13 protein-coding genes are annotated in these 19,648 nt (G+C 67.2%); 4 read left to right on the top strand and 9 right to left on the bottom strand.

Going from position 1 to position 19,648, the window contains the following annotated elements; translation table 11 throughout:
* Nucleotides 1-31 precede the first annotated feature (31 nt).
* From AB4851_RS21930 to tssE, 3 genes are all read left to right on the top strand, one after another.
* Nucleotides 32-517 (top strand): Hcp family type VI secretion system effector, encoded by a 486-nt coding sequence (locus AB4851_RS21930; RefSeq protein WP_414442555.1) that lies wholly within the window; start codon nt 32-34, stop codon nt 515-517.
* A 136-nt stretch (nt 518-653) separates the two neighbouring features.
* A complete protein-coding gene (gene tssH, locus AB4851_RS21925; RefSeq protein ID WP_414451429.1) occupies nt 654-3,356 on the top strand; it encodes a type VI secretion system ATPase TssH in 2,703 nt (900 codons plus the stop codon).
* A 14-nt stretch (nt 3,357-3,370) separates the two neighbouring features.
* Nucleotides 3,371-3,796, top strand: coding sequence for a type VI secretion system baseplate subunit TssE (gene tssE, locus AB4851_RS21920; protein ID WP_414451428.1), 426 nt, complete (start codon nt 3,371-3,373; stop codon nt 3,794-3,796).
* Between the two features lie 14 nt (nt 3,797-3,810).
* Here the strand turns inward: tssE and AB4851_RS21915 are convergent, their stop codons facing one another.
* From AB4851_RS21915 to glnA, 4 genes are all read right to left on the bottom strand, one after another.
* Nucleotides 3,811-5,931: a prolyl oligopeptidase family serine peptidase gene (locus AB4851_RS21915; RefSeq protein WP_414451427.1), complete on the bottom strand. Its 2,121-nt coding sequence runs from the start codon at nt 5,929-5,931 to the stop codon at nt 3,811-3,813.
* A 152-nt stretch (nt 5,932-6,083) separates the two neighbouring features.
* Nucleotides 6,084-7,592 carry a nitrogen regulation protein NR(I) gene (ntrC, locus tag AB4851_RS21910; protein WP_414451426.1) on the bottom strand — a complete coding sequence of 503 codons (1,509 nt, stop codon included), beginning with the start codon at nt 7,590-7,592 and terminating at the stop codon, nt 6,084-6,086.
* 39 nt (nt 7,593-7,631) lie between these two features.
* Nucleotides 7,632-8,774, bottom strand: a complete 1,143-nt coding sequence (gene glnL / locus AB4851_RS21905; RefSeq protein ID WP_414442560.1) for a nitrogen regulation protein NR(II) — start codon at nt 8,772-8,774, stop codon at nt 7,632-7,634.
* A gap of 166 nt (nt 8,775-8,940) precedes the next feature.
* Complete coding sequence (glnA, locus tag AB4851_RS21900) at nt 8,941-10,356, bottom strand: type I glutamate--ammonia ligase (protein WP_414442561.1); 1,416 nt, start codon at nt 10,354-10,356, stop codon at nt 8,941-8,943.
* Between the two features lie 421 nt (nt 10,357-10,777).
* On the opposite strand from glnA, the gene AB4851_RS21895 reads away from it, so the two are divergent.
* Nucleotides 10,778-11,242 (top strand): rhodanese-like domain-containing protein, encoded by a 465-nt coding sequence (locus AB4851_RS21895; RefSeq protein ID WP_414451425.1) that lies wholly within the window; start codon nt 10,778-10,780, stop codon nt 11,240-11,242.
* 130 nt (nt 11,243-11,372) lie between these two features.
* On the opposite strand, the gene AB4851_RS21890 is transcribed toward AB4851_RS21895, so the two are convergent.
* The 5 genes from AB4851_RS21890 to hrpA all read right to left on the bottom strand — a co-directional run bounded on the left by AB4851_RS21890 (nt 11,373) and on the right by hrpA (nt 19,636).
* A complete protein-coding gene (locus AB4851_RS21890; RefSeq protein WP_414451424.1) occupies nt 11,373-12,185 on the bottom strand; it encodes a competence/damage-inducible protein A in 813 nt (270 codons plus the stop codon).
* Nucleotides 12,182-13,012 carry an EI24 domain-containing protein gene (locus AB4851_RS21885; protein WP_414451423.1) on the bottom strand — a complete coding sequence of 277 codons (831 nt, stop codon included), beginning with the start codon at nt 13,010-13,012 and terminating at the stop codon, nt 12,182-12,184. The genes AB4851_RS21890 and AB4851_RS21885 overlap by 4 nt, the downstream gene beginning before the upstream one ends.
* Before the next feature lie 145 nt (nt 13,013-13,157).
* A complete protein-coding gene (locus tag AB4851_RS21880) occupies nt 13,158-14,153 on the bottom strand; it encodes a sterol desaturase family protein (RefSeq protein ID WP_414451422.1) in 996 nt (331 codons plus the stop codon).
* A 16-nt stretch (nt 14,154-14,169) separates the two neighbouring features.
* Nucleotides 14,170-15,165, bottom strand: a complete 996-nt coding sequence (locus AB4851_RS21875; protein ID WP_414442566.1) for a YncE family protein — start codon at nt 15,163-15,165, stop codon at nt 14,170-14,172.
* 100 nt (nt 15,166-15,265) lie between these two features.
* The gene (gene hrpA, locus AB4851_RS21870; RefSeq protein ID WP_414451421.1) at nt 15,266-19,636 is read right to left on the bottom strand and encodes an ATP-dependent RNA helicase HrpA; all 4,371 of its coding nucleotides are present in this window, start codon (nt 19,634-19,636) and stop codon (nt 15,266-15,268) included.
* Nucleotides 19,637-19,648 lie beyond the last annotated feature (12 nt).

Raw genomic sequence — 19,648 nt, 5'->3', positions numbered from 1 at the left:
AAGATAAGTAGTGCGAACAGGGAGTAAGAAGATGGCAATTCCGGCCTACATGTGGCTCAAGGATGATGGCGGCGCCGATATCAAGGGTTCGGTGACGGTGCAGGATCGCGAAGGCAGCGTCGAGCTGGTCGCGTTCGACCACGGCGTGCATATCCCGACCGACGGCAATACCGGCAAGCTGACCGGCACGCGGGTTCATAAGCCGATTACGTTGACGAAGGAAACCGATGCGTCGACGCCGTATCTGTACAAGGCCGTGACGAGCGGCCAGACGCTCAAGTCGGTCGAGATCAAGTGGTACAGGATCGACGACGCCGGCAAGGAGAAGGAGTACTTCAACACGCAGCTCGACAACGTGAAGGTCGTCGCCGTGAATCCGGTCATGCACGACATCAAGAACCCGGCTTACGAGAAGCACAACCACCTCGAAAAAATCGAGTTGCGCTACGAAACGATCACCTGGTCGTACAAGGACGGCAACATCATCCACAAGGACAGCTGGAACGAGCGCTCCTGAGCGCGTTACCTCGTGATCGAACCGCCAGCCCCCTGGCGGTTCCCTGGCCAGCCTGACGCGTTCAGGTTGGCTTTTTTTACCAAGGCACGCCCGGCCTCCCACTACGGCCCCTGTCTTTCCGGCCCCCTACACCGACATGACCTCCCGAGACACGACTCACCTGCTCCGCCGGCTCAACCCGCACTGTGCCCAGGCGCTCGAAGCCGCCGTCAGCCTGTGCCAGACGCGTCTCGCGGACGAAATCACGGTTGAGCATTGGCTGCTGAAGCTGATCGAAGCACGCGACGGCGACATCCCGGCCATTCTCCGGCACTACGACGTCGATCTCGATAGCGTCTGGGATGCCCTGCTCGCCTCGATCGCGCATCTGCCCCGCAACCTGCGCGGCAAGCCCGCCCTCTCGCCGCAACTGGCGACCGTGCTTCAGGATGCATGGCAGCACGCCGCGTCTGACGCCGATGAAGCGCCGATCCGGTCCGGCAATCTGCTGCAGGCGATCGTCGATACGCCGCATGTGCTGCGTACGCACCATGCCTGGCCGCTGCTGTCCATCGGCAGCGCACAGATCCGCCGCCTTCTGCTGCGCCTGGCACATCGGTCCTGCGAGAGCGCACGACCGGACGACATCGAGACAAGCGCTGACGATCAAGCCATGGCGCAATCGGACAGCCCCACCCCGGAAACGTCCACGCACGCGGCCGCCGCTACGCCGAGCCCCCATCGCACCACGGACGGCGACGCCCTCACACGCTTCGCGACCGACCTGACCGCCATGGCGCGCGCCGGCGCCATCGACCCGGTGCTCGGCCGCGATCGCGAAATCCAGCAGATGGTCGACGTGCTCGCACGGCGGCGCAAGAACAACCCGATCCTCGTCGGCGAGCCCGGCGTCGGCAAGACGGCGCTGGTCGAAGGCCTGGCGCTGCGTGTCACCGAAGGGAGCGTGCCGAACGTGATTCGCGACGTACGCATCCTGACGCTCGACCTGGGCCTGCTGCAAGCCGGCGCCGGCGTGAAGGGGGAGTTCGAGCAGCGCCTGAAGAACGTCATCGACGAGGTTCGGGCTTCGCCCGTGCCGGTTCTGCTCTTCATCGACGAAGCGCACACCCTGATCGGCGCGGGCAACGCGCCCGGCGGCGCCGACGCCGCGAATCTGCTCAAGCCCGCGCTCGCACGCGGCGAACTGCGCACGATCGCCGCCACCACCTGGTCGGAATACAAGGCATTCTTCGAGCGCGACGCCGCGCTCGAACGCCGCTTCCAGCTCATCAAGGTCGACGAGCCCGACGACGAAGCCGCCTGCCTGATGTTGCGCGGCCTGAAGCCGCGCTACGCGCACTATCACGACGTGCATATTCGCGACGACGCGCTGGTCGCGGCCGTGAAGCTGTCGCGTCGCTATCTCCCCGCCCGGCAACTGCCGGACAAGGCGGTGGACCTGATCGACACGGCCGCCGCACGCGTACGGATCGGGCTCGAATCGCCGCCCGCCGAATTGCAACGGGCGGCGGCCACGATCCGCGCACTCGAACTGGAGCAGGCGACGCTCGATGCCGATGCACGGGCAGGCGGCGGCGATATCGCGATGCGTCGCACGATGCTGGCGAACGCGTTGGCCGATGCGCGCGACAACCTCGCGAGCGCGCAAGCCCGCCATGCCGACGAACTCGCTTGGGTCCGCCTGATCCACCAGCATCGCGCCGAACGCCGCGAAAACGGCACGCCGCCCGATACCGCCTCCCTCGACGAGGCAACACGCCAGTTGGCCGACCGTCAGGGCAAAACGCCGCTGGTCTTCGTGGATGTCGACGCGGCGGCCGTGGCGCGCGTCGTCGCGGAATGGACGGGTGTGCCGGTCGGCAACCTGATGGAGGACGAACTGCTGCGCCTGCTGAACCTCGAACGGCAGTTGAGCGCGCGCGTGGTGGCGCAGGACGATGCGCTGGCGGCGCTCGCGGAAAGCCTGCGCACGGCGAAAGCCGGCCTCAAGAGCGAACATGCGCCGCTGGGCGTGTTTCTGCTGGTCGGGCCGTCGGGCGTCGGCAAGACCGAAACGGCGCTGGCGCTGGCCGACCTGATGTTCGGCGGCGAAGCCGCGCTCACCACCCTCAACATGTCGGAATACCAGGAAGCCCACTCGGTGTCGCAATTGAAGGGAGCGCCGCCGGGTTATGTCGGCTACGGCCGCGGCGGCATCCTGACCGAAGCCGTGCGGCAACGTCCCTACGGCGTCGTGCTGCTCGACGAAGTCGAGAAGGCCCACCGCGACGTGCTCGACATGTTCTACCAGGTGTTCGATCGCGGCACGATGCGCGACGGCGAGGGGCGCGAGATCGACTTCCGCCACTGCGTGATCCTGATGACCTCGAACCTCGGCAGCGCCCGGATCGACGCGCTCACCGCCGATGAACCCGGCATCGCCCAGCCGGCGTTGCTCGACGCCATTCACCCGCAGTTGGTGGCGCACTTCCAGCCCGCGTTGCTCGCGCGCTTCCAGTCGCTCGTCTACCGCCCGCTCGATGCCGATGCCCTGGCCTCGATCGTGCGGCTCAAGCTCGCGAAGATCGCCGAGCGCCTGCGCCGGCAGCACGACGTCGAACTACGCTGCGACGAAGCGCTGATCGGCGCGCTGGCCGAGCGTTGCCTCGCACGCGAATCCGGCGCCCGCAACGTCGATGCGTTTCTCAATCAGCGGGTCCTGCCGGCCGTATCGCGTGAATTGCTGGCGCGCATGGCCAGCGGCACCGCGCCCTCGGCCATCCTGCTGTCGAGCTCGGACACCGGCGACCTGACGATCGACTTCATCGACCGACAGGCTGCCACGTGCGTCACGGCATAGCGAGAGGTCACACCATGCAGGCAGGCCCCTCGCTCTACGACATGTTGCTTGGCCAGATCGGCGGCGAGCCGCTCGACGCCTACGACGGCCGGACGCTCGAATGCATGAGCGTGCAGCACAACGTGCAACGGATTCTGAACACGCGCGCGGGGGCGCTCAAGCATCTGCCCGACTACGGGTTACCCGATCTGACCAACATCTACAAGGCGCTGCCGGCCTCGGCCCATCTGCTCCGGCAGCAGATGGAAACGACGCTCCTGAAATACGAGCCGCGCATCCGCTCGATCGACGTCGATCTGCTCGACAACGACGATCCGGGCGTGCTGGTCAACTTCGAGATGACATGCCATCTGAAGAAGGCCGGGCTGGTGCGGTTCGGTACGTACTTCGAGCCGCCGGGCCGCATGCGGGTGAAACGCCGGGTGACGGAGCGCGGCTAGCCGCACCGCCTGTCTCACCCCCGCTCCGGCGCCGGCCCCAGATGCGCCCACAAAAACCCGAAATCGGCCGCATCGGATTGCGCGCGTTCGAGATCGTCGGCACTGCCGTGGCCACCATCGGTATTTTCCCAATACCACACCTGCTCGTGACCGAGCGACTGCATCAGCGCGGCCATCTTGCGCGCATGCGCCGGATGCACGCGATCGTCACGCGTCGAGGTCGCCAGCAGCAACGGCGGATACATCACATCGCCACGCACGCGGTGGTACGGCGAATAGGCCGCGAGCGCCGCGCCCTGCTGCGCATCGTCGGGGTCGCCGTATTCGTCGAGCCAGGCCGCGCCCGCATGCAGCTTCGGATAACGCCGCATGTCGAGCAGCGGCACCTGGCACAGCACCGCGCCGAACAGTTCGGGGCGCTGCACCATGCAGGCCGCGACCAGCAGGCCGCCGTTGCTGCCGCCCTCGATGCCGAGCTGCGCGGCCGTCGTCACACCGCTTGCGGCCAGATGCTCGGCCACCGCGATGAAATCGTCGAACGAGCGCTGGCGATGCTCGCGTTGTGCATCGGTATGCCAGCGCGAGCCGAACTCGCCGCCGCCGCGGATATGCGCGAACGCCGCCACGCCGCCGCGTTCGAGCCAGGCGATGCCGAGCGCGTCGCTATAGGCCGGCAGGTTCGGAATCGCGAAGCCGCCATAACCGGACAACAAGCAAGGCCGCGCCGTGCGCCGCACCTGCCCGGCCGCGTCGGTCATGCCGTCGAGCGCGTCGCGCGGACCGATCAACGTGTAGGGCACCTCGGTGCCGTCGCGCGAGCGCGTCACGGCGCGGCGCACCACGAGTTCGCTCGCATCGAATTGCACGGGCGGGCGATCGAGCAGCACGCGGCGCGACGCGGCATCGTCGGCGCGGTCGGCAAGATCGGCGAGCCAGCATTCGGGCGGATCGAGGAAAGTATCGACATCGACGAAGATCTCGTCGTTCAGCGTCGATTCGATCGGCTCGATGTCGATCTCGGCCTCCTTCGGCCAGGCGAACGCGCGCGAGGTCCACTGCCACTGGCCGGCCGCATCCTGCACAGGCTGCCAGAGCAGCGTGCGGTTGCGCACGTCGTCGAGCCAACTGGCGATCAGCGTGGTGTGCGTGTGCGTCCAGGTGCAGGCGGAGGTGGACGGCCCCGGCGCGAACAGCGTGGTGAACGTGCGCGAACCGGCCAGGAACGCGTCCTCGCGAATCGCCAGCAGCGATCCGCCGGTATGCAGCGCGCCCTCGCACGCCCAGTCGAGGCGCGGCTCCAGCACCAGCCAGCCGTGCCAGAAGCCCACCCCCACCTGCGCGGGCACGTCGTAGCGCAGCCATTCGCCGCCCGCGCCGAGCCGGTAGGTGTGCACGTCGAAGAAATCGACGCTGCGCCAGGCCGTATGGCGCCCCTCCACCGGGTCGAAGCCGGCGCCGGCGCTGATGTCGTCGCGCTCGCCGCGAAACACCACCGGGGCGGCGTCGAGCGGCGTGCCGCGCGTCCAGCGCCGCGCCTCGTACGGGTAGCCGGCGTCGGTGACGGCATCCTCGTCGCGTTCCCAGCTCACGTAGACGGTATCCCGGTCGATCCAGTCGACGGTGTGATTGCCGGGCTCGTCGATGCGGAAACCGTCCTCGACGAAGCAGCGCCGTTCGAGATCGAACTCGCGGATCACGACCGCATCGGCGCCCCCCGGCGACAGCGACAGCAGCGCGCGATCCCCATCGGGATAGAGGATCGCATCCTGCTCGAACACCCACGATTCGTGCTCCTGCGCGCCGAGCGCATCGACGTCGAGCAGCACCTGCCAGTCCGGCCGGCCGGCGCGCCAGTCGTCCCAGCGCGCGCGGCGCCAGAGGCCCTTCGGATGCAGGTCGTCCTGCCAGAGGTCGTAGGCCCAGTCGCGCCAGCGCGCCGGAATCACGGGCCGCTCGCGCGGCAGATAGGCCTTGGCGAGCCGCGCCGACAGCGCGGTGAACGCCGCATCGTTGCGCAGCGCGGCATGGGTGCGCGCGTTCTGCTCGTCGACCCAGGTGCGGGCACGGCGGCTGTCGAGCGATTCGAGGAATTTGAACGGATCCGGCCCGTCGGGCCAGTGGGACGTATCGGACATCGAGAGGTTCGGACTGAAAGCAAACCCCGATTATGTCCGATCGCGATGCGGGCAGCGGAAAACCTCCTTCGAGACGAAGAACCCGCGCGAACGCAAACAAGTGGCGGCCGGCACGCGGCAGCCGATGGCCGCCGCGCACCGCGCCCGCCGCATCACGGCTCCAGATGCAGTTCCTGGATCTTGCGCGTGATGGTGTTGCGGCCGATACCGAGCCGCTCGGCGGCTTCGACCTTGCGGCCGCGCGTGAAGTCGAGCGCCTCGCGGATCACGGCGGCCTCGAAACGGCGCGCCAGTTCGTCCATCACATCGGCCGAGTTCTCGCGCAGCAAACGCGCGACTTCGCTGCGCAAGCCTTGCTCCCATACCGGGTTGCTCGACGCGGGCGCAGCCACCGCGCCGCTTGCGACCGGTGCGCCGGGCAGCGTGGCGGCGGCCATGCCGTTCGACAACGCGTCGGTGCTGACCGCAATCGTCGCCGGCGTCAGGCCTTCGCCGTGCGCGGCCTGCGCGGGGCCGAGATCGGGCGGCAGATCCTTGATCTCGACCGTCTGCGCCGGCGCCATCACGGTCAGCCAGTTCGCGAGATTTTCAAGCTGGCGCACGTTGCCCGGGAACGGCAGCGAGGTCAGATAGGCCAGCGCCTCGTCCGCCACGCGCTTGGGCTCGACGCCCAGATCGCGCGCGCTCTTTTGCAGGAAGTGGCGCGTGAGCAGCGCGATGTCCTCGCTGCGCTCGCGCAGCGCCGGCAGGCGCAGCCGAATCACGTTGAGACGGTGATACAAGTCCTCGCGGAACAGGCCCTGACGCACGCGCGATTCGAGGTTCTGGTGCGTGGCCGCGATCACCCGCACGTTCGCGCGCTGCGGGTTGTGGCCACCGACGCGATAGAACTGGCCGTCCGACAGCACGCGCAACAGGCGCGTCTGCAGGTCGAACGGCATGTCGCCGATTTCGTCGAGAAACAGCGTGCCGTTCTCGGCCTGCTCGAAGCGGCCCTGGCGGGTGGTCTGCGCGCCCGTGAACGCGCCGCGCTCATGGCCGAACAGTTCGGATTCGAGCAGATCCTTCGGGATCGCCGCGGTGTTCAGCGCGATGAACGGGCCATTGGCGCGCGGGCTGTGCCGGTGCAGCGCACGGGCCACCAGCTCCTTGCCGGTGCCCGATTCGCCGGTGATCAGCACCGTGGCAGCCGAGTGCGACAAGCGGCCGATCGCGCGGAACATGTCCTGCATGGCCGGCGCCTGGCCGAGCATCTCGGGCGCGTCGGCGAGCTTGTCGTCCTCGGGCACGCCGCCGCGCAGGCTTTCCTCGACGGCGCGCCGGATCAGCTCGACCGCCTTGTCGACGTCGAACGGCTTAGCGAGATATTCGAAGGCGCCGCCCTGGAAGGCGGCCACCGCGCTGTCGAGGTCCGAGAACGCGGTCATGATGATGACGGGCAGCCCGGGCAGCCGCTCGTGCATCGCCTGCAGCAGTTCGAGCCCGGAACCGCCCGGCATCCGGATGTCGGATACCAGCACTTGCGGTGTTTCGTGGTCGAGCGCGGCCAGCGCATCACGCACATTCGAGAAGCTTCGGGTTGCGAAGCTGTCGCGCGCGAGTGCCTTTTCGAGCACCCAGCGGATCGATTGGTCGTCGTCTACTATCCAGATCGGCTTCATAGGTCGGTCAGATGTATCGGTGAGTCGCTGCAAGGCCGCTCAATGATCGAGCGGCAACAAAATCTGAAATTCGGTTCGGCCCGGCCGGCTTTCCACCTCGATCGTGCCTTCGTGCTGCTGCACGAAGGTTTGCGCGAGCGTGAGGCCGAGGCCGCTGCCGTCTTCACGGCCCGAAACCAGCGGGTAGAAAATCCGGTCGCGAATCTCCTCGGGAATGCCGGGGCCGTTGTCGATGACGTGGAGATCCAGCGCCAGCTTGAACAGCTTCTTGCCGATCGTGATCTTGCGCGCGATGCGGGTGCGCAACTCGATGCGCGCGTCGCCCTGCGCGATGCGCTCGCGCAGCGCCTGCGCGGCATTGCGCACGATGTTCAGCAGCGCCTGGATCAGTTGCTCCTTGTCGCCGCGCAGGTCCGGCACGCTGACGTCGTAGTCGCGCTCGATCGTCAGGCCGCGCGGAAACTCGGCCAGCATCACGGCGCGCACCCGCTCGCACACTTCGTGCACGTTGACATCGCCGACGATGTGCGGATGCCGGTGCGGTTCGAGCAGCCGGTCGACCAGCGTCTGCAGCCGGTCGGATTCCTTGATGATGACCTGCGTGTACTCGCGCAGCTCGCCGCGCTCGCGCTCGCTCAATTCGAATTCGAGCAGTTGCGCCGCGCCGCGAATGCCGCCGAGCGGATTCTTGATCTCGTGCGCGAGATTGCGGATCAGGTGCTTGTTGACGGCCGTGAGGTCGTGAATGCGCTCCTCGCGGTCGGTGCGCGATTGCCGTTCGTTCTCGAACAGCTCGACCAGCACGTAATCGGGCGCGCCCTCAAGGAAACCGACGATCGCATGCACATGCAGCGCCTCGCGGCCCGGCCGTTCGAGCACCGTGTCGAGATGGGTGGCGTGAAAACGCCCTTCGCCGATCGCGGTGATGGTGGTGGCGAGTTCCATCGAATTCGGGAACAGGTCGCTCCACGGCATCTGCGCGAGCTGGCGGCGCGAAATGTCGAGCATCGATTCGGCGGACGGGTTCGCGAACGCAATCTGCAGCGTGCGGCGATCGATCACCAGCACGACCGTCGGCAACGCCTCGAGACCGGTCAGCAGCCCCGAGCGCAGCAACCGCTCGTCTTCCGACAGCCGCTCCGGCTGTCCTGCCCTGGCCTTGATCAGATTCTTCAGAACCATCTTGCGTGGATGCTCGCGTTTGTCTTGAGAAACCGTGCAATGAAAAAGGGACGGCCGGGAGCCGTCCCTTTCGTGTAGTCGCGGCCGCCGGGCGTGTTTCGCTCCCGGCAAGCCGACGACAGGACGGCGCTTCGTTCGATGACGTGACGAAGCGCCATCGTCACGCTTACAGCGAGTAGTACATCTCGAACTCGATCGGGTGCGTCGTCATGCGGAACTTCGCGAGTTCCTGTTCCTTCAGGCCCAGGTACGCGTCGATCATCGCATCCGTGAACACGCCACCGCGCGTCAGGAATTCGCGATCCTTGTCGAGTGCCTCGAGTGCCTGGTCCAGGCCCGCGCAGACGGTCGGGATCTTTGCATCCTCTTCCGGCGGCAGGTCGTACAGGTTCTTGTCGGCAGCTTCGCCCGGATGGATCTTGTTCTGGATGCCGTCCAGACCTGCCATCAGCAGCGCCGAGAAGCACAGGTACGGGTTGGCCATCGGGTCCGGGAAGCGCGTTTCGATACGGCGACCCTTCGGGTTCGACACGTGCGGAATGCGGATCGAGGCCGAGCGGTTGCGTGCCGAGTAGGCCAGCTTGACCGGTGCTTCGTAGTGCGGGACCAGACGCTTGTACGAGTTCGTCGTCGGGTTCGTGATCGCGTTCAGGGCACGGGCGTGCTTGATGATGCCGCCGATGTAGAACAGCGCCGTTTCCGACAGGCCGGCGTAGCCGTTGCCCGCGAACAGGTTCTGGCCGTCCTTCCAGATCGACTGGTGAACGTGCATGCCCGAACCGTTGTCGCCCACCACCGGCTTCGGCATGAACGTGGCCGTCTTGCCGTACGAGTGCGCAACGTTGTGCACGATGTACTTCAGCCATTGCGTCCAGTCGGCGCGCTCGACCAGCGTCGAGAACTTCGTGCCGATTTCGTTCTGGCCCTGGCCCGCCACTTCGTGGTGGTGCACTTCGACCGGGATGCCGATCTGTTCGAGCAGCAGGCACATTTCCGAACGGATGTCCTGGAACGTGTCGACCGGCGCGACCGGGAAGTAGCCGCCCTTGGTGCCCGGACGGTGGCCCGTGTTGCCGCCTTCGAAATCCTTGCCCGACGACCACGGGGCTTCTTCGGAATTGATCTTCACGAAGGTGCCCGACATGTCCGTGCTCCACTGGACCGAGTCGAAAATGAAGAATTCCGGTTCCGGACCGAAGTAGGCCGTGTCGCCGATGCCCGTGCTCTTCAGGTAGGCTTCCGCGCGCTTGGCGAGCGAACGCGGGTCGCGCTCGTAGCCCTTGCCGTCGGCCGGCTCGACCACGTCGCAGGTCAGAACCAGGGTCGACTCTTCATAGAACGGGTCGACGAATGCGGCGCTCGGATCCGGCATCAGCAGCATGTCCGACGCTTCGATTCCCTTCCAGCCCGCGATCGACGAACCGTCGAATGCGTGGCCGCTTTCGAACTTGTCTTCGTCGAACGCCGACACCGGCACCGACACGTGCTGCTCCTTGCCGCGCGTATCCGTGAAGCGGAAATCGACAAACTTGACGTCCTCGTCCTTCACGAGCTGCATGACGTCGGCGACGGTTTTACTCATAACCTCTTCTCCTGATTTGAACAATTCCGGCGGACTGGGACCGCCTCCGTTAAGCGGATGAGGCCGGCTTCCGTACTTGAGCGCTGCGACGGGCCGACTTGACCGATGCATATAAAGCAGCTTCCATGCCACCCATGCGCCAGTTCGGCGCGAAGGGCCACAACCCGCGCCGGGACAGGGCCGTCCCGCGCGCTTTCGGGGCTTTGCCTGCCCGGCGCGGCGCATGGCACGCACCAAATATAGGCAAAAATCCCAAAATTGCACTAACTCGATGCAAATTTATTTCGACAGGAAAAATCGGCACCAATTCGGTGCCGATACGCGCTGCCGTCAAGCATGTCGTCGGCGCCTCGGCGGCCCGCACGTGCGCGGTGCCCGGCGCGCTAGAATGGCTGTTTGATCCGGAGGAGACCTCCCCGCCATGACCACGCTCGACCAGCTCTACGCGCAAGCCGACGCGCGCCGCACCGAAGGCAAGCTTCAATACGCCGGGGCGCTGTCGCCGGCCGAAAGCTTCGAACTGCTGCAGCTCGATCCGGCCGCTCGGCTCGTCGACGTGCGCACGCGCGCCGAGCTCGACTGGATCGGCCGCCCGCTCGTCGGCGACGGCCAGTACGTGCATATCGAATGGACGCGTTACCCGGGCGGCGTGCCGAACCCCGATTTCATCGCGCAACTGAAGGAAGTGGCCGACGCCGGCACGCCGGTGCTGCTGCTGTGCCGCAGCGCGGCGCGCTCGAAGCTGGCGGCGGTCGCCGCCACGCAGGCGGGCCTGACCCGCGCGTTCGACATTCTGGAAGGCTTCGAGGGTGCGAAGGACGGGCAGGGTCATCGGAAGACGGTCGAAGGCTGGTGCTATCGCAAGCTGCCCTGGATCGGCGCTTGAGCGTCGCTGTCTATCGTCCTGCCGGGCGATGACACCGGGATGACGGGCCGCGCGATGCGGCCCGTTTCGTTTTGCGTGTGCAAGTTCGAAACGCAACAACGATGCGGCCCCGGCCGGGGCCGCTGGCACGTCAGTGCGACGCGTCGGGCTCGACGATGTCGCCGCCCAGATGATGGACGCCCTCGCGCAGCTTGACGAACGCGGCGGCCACCGCCTCCGGCTCGCCCTTCACGCCCAGATCGATATGGCGGCGCGCATACACGCCGCCGCGCTCGGCATCGCCCACGCTCGGCAGGCTGAACACGCGCACGCCCGGGAAATCGCGCTCGATCTGCTCCATCAGCGGCGTCAGCGTGGATTCCGGCAATTCGAACACCAGCACCGAACGCTCGGCGAACGGCGTCGCGTGGTGCAGATGCGCGTACTTCGTATCGAGCACCCATTCCATCATCGGCCAGGCCATGACCGGGAAACCGGGCACGAAGTGCACGTCGCCATATGAAAAACCCGGAATCTTGTTGTAGCCGTTCGGGATGATGCTGGCGCCGCACGGGAACGTGCCCATCTCGAAGCGATGGCGATTCTCGGGCGAATCGAGATCGACCGGCTTGGCGGTATCGGTGTGCGTGTCGCGAATCCGCTCCGAGATCAGCACTTTCGCCTCGGGATGCAGTTCGAGCGGCACGCCGAGCGCGGCGGCCGCGCACTGGCGGGTGTGGTCGTCCGGCGTCGCGCCGATGCCGCCCGTCGAGAACACGATGTCGCCGGCCGCGAACGCGCGCGCGAGCGTGGCCGTGATCCGCTCGCGCGAATCGCCGACGTATTCGGCCCAGTCGAGCGCGAGCCCGCGTGCGCCGAGCAATTCGATCAGCTTCGAGAGATGTTTGTCCTGGCGGCGGCCGGAGAGGATTTCGTCGCCGATGATGATGATGCCGATGCTCATGCTTGCCTCGTCAGTGCGTGTGACTGCGCGGCGGCGGCCGCGCGCTGATCCTGCAGCGCGTGCAGGCAATAGAAACCGAACCACAGGGCCGAGAAGACGAGGATGAACGCGTAGACCCAGATCATCGCCGCCGCGACGAACGGGAACAGCACCATCGTCCAGATCGACGATACCCATACGAAGGTCGGCACCGTGCCGAGCAGGCCGCTCGCGATGCCGATGCCGAGCAGCGGCCAGCGATGCCGGCGCATCAGCGCGCGCCGCTCGTCCGCGCCCGCGTGCAGCGCGAGCGCGTCGTAGCTCATGACGCGATAGGTCAGCCAGCCCCAGATCAGCGGCGGCAGCAGCGCGAAGAACGGCGGGATCAGCCAGAGCGGCAGCGTCACGACCAGCACCACGATGCTGACCAGCGCCGTCCAGACGGCATTGACCGCGCTGCCGTACCAGGTGCCGCCGCGCTTCTGTTCGAGCTGGGCGAACCGGCGCCGCGACAGGTGGCCGATCACGACCGGCATCGAGATGCCGGCGATCAGCAGCAGCACCGTCAGCACGATCAGCGGGATCGCGGCCGACACCACCACGAACGGCGCCACCACCGCATGCAGTTGCGGCACGCCGATCGACGAGAAGAAGCGGTAGAGCCAGGAGGTCAGCATGAAGCCGTCGAGCGCGACGCGCGCGAGGCCCACCAGCGGCTGCCAGGCGAACCAGAGCACGAGGCCCCAGCCGAGCGCGGCGACGATGAATGGCAGGAACGTGAGCCAGAGCATCCGCGGGTGCAGCGCGCTTGCGAATGCCCGGCCGAAGGAGCGCAGCAGATCGGTCATGCGGGCGGGTACGTGGAGAAATGGGGTAAAGGCGGCCCCAAGCATAAACCACTGCGCGCCTCGGCGCCAAAACCGCATGCGCGCGGTGATCGCGCCCGCCAGCTATCCGCCGCCCACGCTGGCCGGCGGACGGCGCAAGGCGTCGTCAGGCCGTTTCGGCCGACGATACCCGCGGCTTGCGCTGCACGACGCGTTTCACGATCCGCACCATCGCGAGCCAGTGTTGCGACCAGAAGCCTTCGCCGTACGACACGCCCTGGTACTGCTCGCGAATGCCGGTCGGCTCGGGCGTCTTGTTCCACGAGGCGGTGCGGAACAGCATGTCCCACCACGGGAACAGCACGCCGAAATTGCAGCCGTAGGCCGTGCCCTCATGGCCGTAACCGACCGCATGATGGCGGCGATGGAACGTCGGGCTGACGAGCAGGCGCTCGCCGAGCCAGCCGAACGGCAGGCGCGCGTTCGTATGCTGAACGCTCTGGATGAAATTCGACAGGGCCGTCAATACCACGAACTGCGACGGCGGCACGCCGATCACGAGCGCGATCGCGGCGAAGAAGCAGCCCTGGATCAGATCGTCGAGCAGGTGATTGCGGTCGTCGGTCCACAGCGACATCTGGCGCTGGCTGTGATGCACGGCGTGCAGTTCCCACCAGACGCCGAACCGGTGCTGCCAGCGGTGATACCAGTAGCCGGCGAAATCGATCACGACCAGGTAGATCACGAACGCGACCAGCGGCTGCGACGTCACGCCCGGCCACAGCGCGTCGAGGTTGTAGTTCGCGACGCCCTTCATGCGCAGCCACGACTGGAACTGGTCGAAGAACGGCTGCATCACGAAGAAGAAGAACAGCGTGAAGATGCCGAGCTTGGCGATCAGCGTGTAGAGCACGTCGACGCGCGTCTCGCGGCGGTGCTGCCACGTTTCGGCGGGACGCAGCGCCTCCAGCGGGCGCAGCAGCACGAACATCACCACGACCTGCAGCGCGCCGATGATGACCCAGTACAGCGCGTCGTAGGTGTCCTCGTCGTAATCCATCAGGTCGAACTTGAACAGCGTCGGCTGCACGATATCGACGTACAGCCAGGTCTGCAGGTTCGACACGAACGTGTCGAGCATCGTGGCGATCGCGTGATACATCTGCGCTCCCGCGCCGTCAGGCGCCGTTCGGCGCCGTCACCGGCGCGCGGTCGAAGAAATAGATGCCGTGCGGCGAGCGGCCGACCGGAATCGTCTGGATCAGGCGGCGGCTCGCCAGGTCGATCACGCCGACCTTCTTGGCGAAGCGGAACGTGACCCACAGGGTCTTGCGGTCGGCCGACAGCTCCATGTCGTCCGGCCCGGGCAGCAGGCCCGAGATTTCGCCGACGTTGGTCAGCGTGTTCTCGTCGATGATGCTGATGGTGTTCGCGACCCGATTCGTTACGGCCACGTGGGTGCCGTCGTCAAGCGAGCGGAAGTTGTGCGCGCCCTTGCCGGTGGGGATGGTCTTGACGACCTTCTGGTTGCGCCAGTCGACCACCGCCACGTAATCGGCGCCGGTCATGCCGATCAGCACGTACTTGTTGCCGGGCGTCATCCACAGGCCGGCCGGCACCTTGCCGACCTTCATCTTCCATTTGACGGTTTGCGTCGGCAGGTCGATGGCGGCCAGTTCGCCCGACACCTGCAGCGACACCAGCACGGTGCGGGCGTCCGGGAATGCCAGATGGCTCGGCATCACCTGCAGCGGCACGCGCTTGGCGAGGTGCACGTCATGGCCGTCGTAGCTGTAGATATCGACGCGATCGAGCCGCAGGCCGGCCGCCACGAACCATTTGCGATCGGGCGAGAAGCCGAGCTGGTAGGGATCGTCGATGCCTTCGACCGTGCGTTGCAGCGCGCCGGTGCGCGGGTCGAGGAACATCAGGCTGTTCGAGACCGAATTGGCGACGATCAGCGACGAATTGTCGGGCGTCGCCATCAAGTGATGCGGCTCCTTGCCGGTCGGCATCGTGCCGACCACCTGGTGCGTGTTCTGATCGATCAGCGACAGCGTTGCCTCGGCCGAATTCAGCACGATGACGTTATTGGCGAACGCGGCGGGCGCCGCGGCGACAGTCAGTGCGCCGAACATCAGGGCGGCCCGACCGAGGGACAGGAAATTGCGCATGGAGACTCACGTCGAGAAACAACCGTCATTGTAGAACGTTCGAACGGGCCGCCGGTTGACCGGAAGCCCGTTCGATTTTCCGCGCCCCTCGCCGGCTTCGTCAGCGTTGCAGCGATTCCCAGACCTTGTGCAGGCGCTTCACCGAGACCGGCATCGGCGTGCGGAGTTCCTGCGCGAACAGCGAAATGCGCAGTTCCTCGAGCAGCCAGCGGAACTCGATCAGCCGCGCGTCGGCCGCGCCGCCGCGCTGCGACAGCGCCCGCTGATGGTGCTGCGAAAGCGGCGCGAACTCCGCCAGTTGGCGCGCATCGCGTGTCGCGTCGGCCTTCAGCTTGTCGATGCGCAACGCGATGCCCTTCAGGTAGCGCGGGAAATGCGCGAGCTGCGGATACGGCGTGTCGATCACGAAGCGCTTGCCGACCAGCGCGCCGAGCTGCGACACCATGTCGGCGTGGGCGGCCGCGAACGGCTTGGCCTGCGCGAGCTTCTTGCCGAGCGAGGCGTACTCGGCCAGGATTCCGCCCACCAGCCGCGCGATCTCCTGCGCGAGCAGGTTCAGGCGGCTGCGCCCCTCGTCGCGGCGCGCATGGAAGCTGGCGTCGTCGTCGGGCAGCGGGTCCTGCAGGCAGGCGCGGTCGAGCGCGGTGTCGATCAACTGGTCGCGCAGTTCGTCCTGGGTGCCGAGCGTCATGTATTGCATCGCCATCTCGCGCAGCCCCGGCAGGTTCTTCTCCAGGAAGCGGATCGGCTCCTTCAGTTGCAGCGCGAACAGGCGGCGCAGCCCGGCGCGGTGGATGCGCGCCGCTTCCTCGGGCGAATCGAACACCTCGACGTCGCAATGCGCACCGCGATCGACCAGCGCCGGGTAGCCATACAGCGTCTGGCCGCGCCGGCGGATTTCGAGCAATTCGGGCAGCTTGCCGAAATTCCAGGTGGTCAGGTTTTCGTACAGCGCGGTGGCGGTGCCGCCCTCGCCCGCTGCCGGCGCTCCGCCCGCCGCCGTGCGCGGCGGCGCGGTCCGGCCGGCCGCATTCGCCGCGCCGCCGCCCGGTGCTGCGCCGCGCGGGCCGCCCGGCTGCTGCACCGGTTCGTCCTCGCCGGCGGCCGTCAGCGTGGCCGCCGCGGCGATCTTCTGGAAATGCTGCTGCGCCTGCATGCCCAGTTCGCCGCGCAACTGCGCGAGATTGCGGCCCATGCCGAGCTGGCGGCCGTGCTCGTCGATCACCTTGAAATTCATGAACAGGTGCGCCGGCAGCGTTTCGAGCTTGAAATCCGAGGATTTCATGGCGATCTGCGTCTGATGGCGGATGTCGGCGATCAATAGCTCGACCAGCGCGCCCGCGCCGAAGCGCTCGGCGCCCGAACGCTCGACGAAGCCGGCCGCGAACTCGGGCAGCGGCACGCAATGGCGGCGCAGCTTCTGCGGCAGCGACTTCAGCAGCAGTTGCACCTTCTCCTTCAGCATGCCCGGCACCAGCCATTCGGCGCGGCGCGCGTCGACCTGGTTCAACGCGTAGAGCGGCACCTGCAAGGTCACGCCGTCGCGCGGCGAGCCCGGCTCGAAGTGGTAGGACAGCCCCATCTCCACGCCGGCCATGGTCAGGCGCTTCGGGAACAGCTCGGTCGTCACGCCGGCCGCCTCGTGGCGCATCAGGTCGTCGCGCGACAGATACAACAGGCGCAGCTTGTCCTCGGGCTGGCCGCTGTGCTTCAGTTCGTCGCGATACCAGCGCTCGAACGACGCGCCGGTGTGGATGCCTTCCGGCACGGCCTGATCGTAGAAGCCGAAGATCAGCTCGTCGTCCACCAGCACGTCCTGCCGGCGCGACTTGTGTTCGAGCTGCTCGATGTCGGCCAGCAGCTTGCGGTTGTGCGCGAAGAACGCGAGCCGCGTATCGAATTCGCCCTCCACCAGCGCGCCGCGGATGAACAGCTCTCGCGCGCGCTTCGGGTCCTGCTTGCCGAACGCCACGCGGCGCCGGTTGTAGATCGTCAGGCCGTACAGCACGCCGCGCTCGAATGCCGACACCTGGGCAGGCTTCTTCTCCCAGTGCGGTTCGGACAGCGAGGTTTTCAGCAAGTGCGAGCCGACCTTCTCGACCCATTCGGGTTCGATCTTCGCCAGCCCGCGCGCATAGAGCCGGCTCGTTTCCACCAGTTCGGCGGCCATCACCCAGCGCCCGGCCTTCTTGACCAGCGCCGAGCCGGGCCACAGATGGAACTTGATGCCGCGCGCGCCGAGGTAATGCGGCTCGTCGTCGGCCTTCATGCCGATATTGCCGAGCAGGCCCGTCAGCAGCGACAAATGCACCTGCTCGAAGGTCGCCTCGGTTTCGTTGAGGCGCCAGCCGAGCTCGCGCACCACCGTCAGCAGTTGCGAATGAACGTCGCGCCATTCGCGCAGCCGCAGATGCGACAGGAAGTTGGCTCGGCAGGCGTCCACCAGTTGACGGTTCGACTTCTTGTGCGCCACCGCCTCCTCGAACCAGGCCCAGATGCGCGGCCACTGGAGAAATTCGGAGCGTTCGTCGGCGAACTTGCGGTGCGCCTGGTCGGCCTGCTCCTGCGCCTCGATCGGCCGGTCGCGCGGGTCCTGCACCGACAGCGCGCTGGCGATGATCAGCACCTCGCGCAGCGCCTGCTGGTCGCGCGCGGCCAGGATCATGCGGCCCACGCGCGGGTCGAGCGGCAGGCGCGCCAGCTCGCGGCCGAGCGGCGTCAGCGCGTTGTCGTCGTCCACCGCGCCCAGTTCGTTGAGCAACTGATAGCCGTCGGCGATCGCGCGGCCCGGCGGCGGTTCGATGAACGGAAACGATTCGATCGAGCTGAGGTGCAGCGACTTCATCCGCAAAATCACGGCGGCCAGCGACGAGCGCAGGATTTCCGGATCGGTGAAGCGCGCGCGGCCCGTGTAGTCGCTTTCCTCGTAGAGCCGGATGCAGACGCCGTCGGCCACCCGGCCGCAACGGCCGGCGCGCTGGTTGGCGGCGGCCTGCGAGATCGATTCCACCTGCAACTGCTCGACCTTGTTGCGATACGAATAGCGCTTGACGCGCGCAAGCCCCGTATCCACCACGTAGCGGATGCCCGGCACCGTCAGCGAGGTTTCGGCCACGTTGGTGGCCAGCACGATGCGGCGCGCGTTCGAACCCTTGAACACGCGCTCCTGGTCGGCCGCCGACAGCCGCGCGAACAGCGGCAGGATTTCCGTATGCGGCGGATGGTGCTTGCGCAGCGCCTCGGCCGCGTCGCGGATCTCGCGCTCGCCGGGCAGGAACACCAGCACGTCGCCGGGGCCTTCTCGGCACAGCTCGTCCACCGCATCGACGATGCCGTCCATCAGGTCGCGCTCGGCCTCGCGCGCGGTTTTCTGACGCTCGCGCCCGCTCGACGCGCCTTCGGCGTTGCGCACGGCCGCCGAGCGATCGTCGGCGATCGGGCGGTAACGCATTTCGACCGGGTACAGCCGGCCGCTGACCTCGATCACCGGCGCCGGCTTCGTCTCGCTGCCGAAGTGGCGCGCGAAGCGATCGGCGTCGATGGTGGCCGACGTCACGATCAGCTTCAGGTCGGGGCGCTTCGGCAGCACCTGCCGCAAGTAGCCGAGCAGGAAATCGATGTTGAGGCTGCGTTCGTGCGCCTCGTCGATGATCAGCGTGTCGTAGGCGCGCAGCAGCGGATCGGTCTGGGTTTCGGCCAGCAGGATGCCGTCCGTCATCAGCTTGACCGAGGCGCCGGGCGCGAGATTATCGGTAAAACGTACCTTGTAGCCGACCACCTCGCCGAACGGCGTGCCCAGTTCCTCGGCAATCCGGCGGCCGGTGGACGACGCGGCCAGCCGGCGCGGCTGGGTATGGCCGATCAGCCCCTTGCCGCCCGCGCCCAGGCCGCGGCCCAGTTCCAGGCAAATCTTCGGCAACTGGGTGGTCTTGCCCGAGCCGGTTTCACCGCAGACGATCACCACCTGGTTGGCGGCAATCGCGCGCGCGATCTCCTCGCGCTTGCCCGAGACGGGCAGGCTTTCGGGGAACGTGATCGGCGGGACCGGATTCGGCGTCACGGGCGGCCGGGGAGCGCGCGGCTCGCGGGGCTCACGGGGCGGGCGTGGTTCCGGACGTGCTTCGACACGGGAATCGGGACGCGACTCGGCACGGGCATCGGCGCGCGATTCGCCGGCCTGACGCGGCTGACCGGCCTCGCGCGGGAGCCGTGACGGCTTGCCCTCGCGGCTTTCGCGGCCCTCGCGGCCATTGCCGGATTCCCGGCGCGGCTTGCCCTCGCGGCGCTCGCCGCCTTCGCGGGGCGGCCGCTCGGCGCGCGGGCTGTGGGCTGGTTGCGACACCTGGCCGGACGGGGAAGAAACGGAGGACGGCGCGGCTTGCGGGCGCCGCTCCGGGCGCGATGCCTGCGGCGCGTCGCCGGCCGGCGCATCGGTGCGATTCGGTGCGGAGCTTTTGGGTACATTCGACATGGGGGCGCATTA

The sequence above is a fragment of the Burkholderia sp. 22PA0099 genome (assembly GCF_047497165.1).
Lineage (GTDB): Bacteria > Pseudomonadota > Gammaproteobacteria > Burkholderiales > Burkholderiaceae > Burkholderia.
The sequence above is the reverse complement of the archived record's forward strand: the minus strand, read 5'-3'. Positions and strand labels throughout refer to the sequence as shown.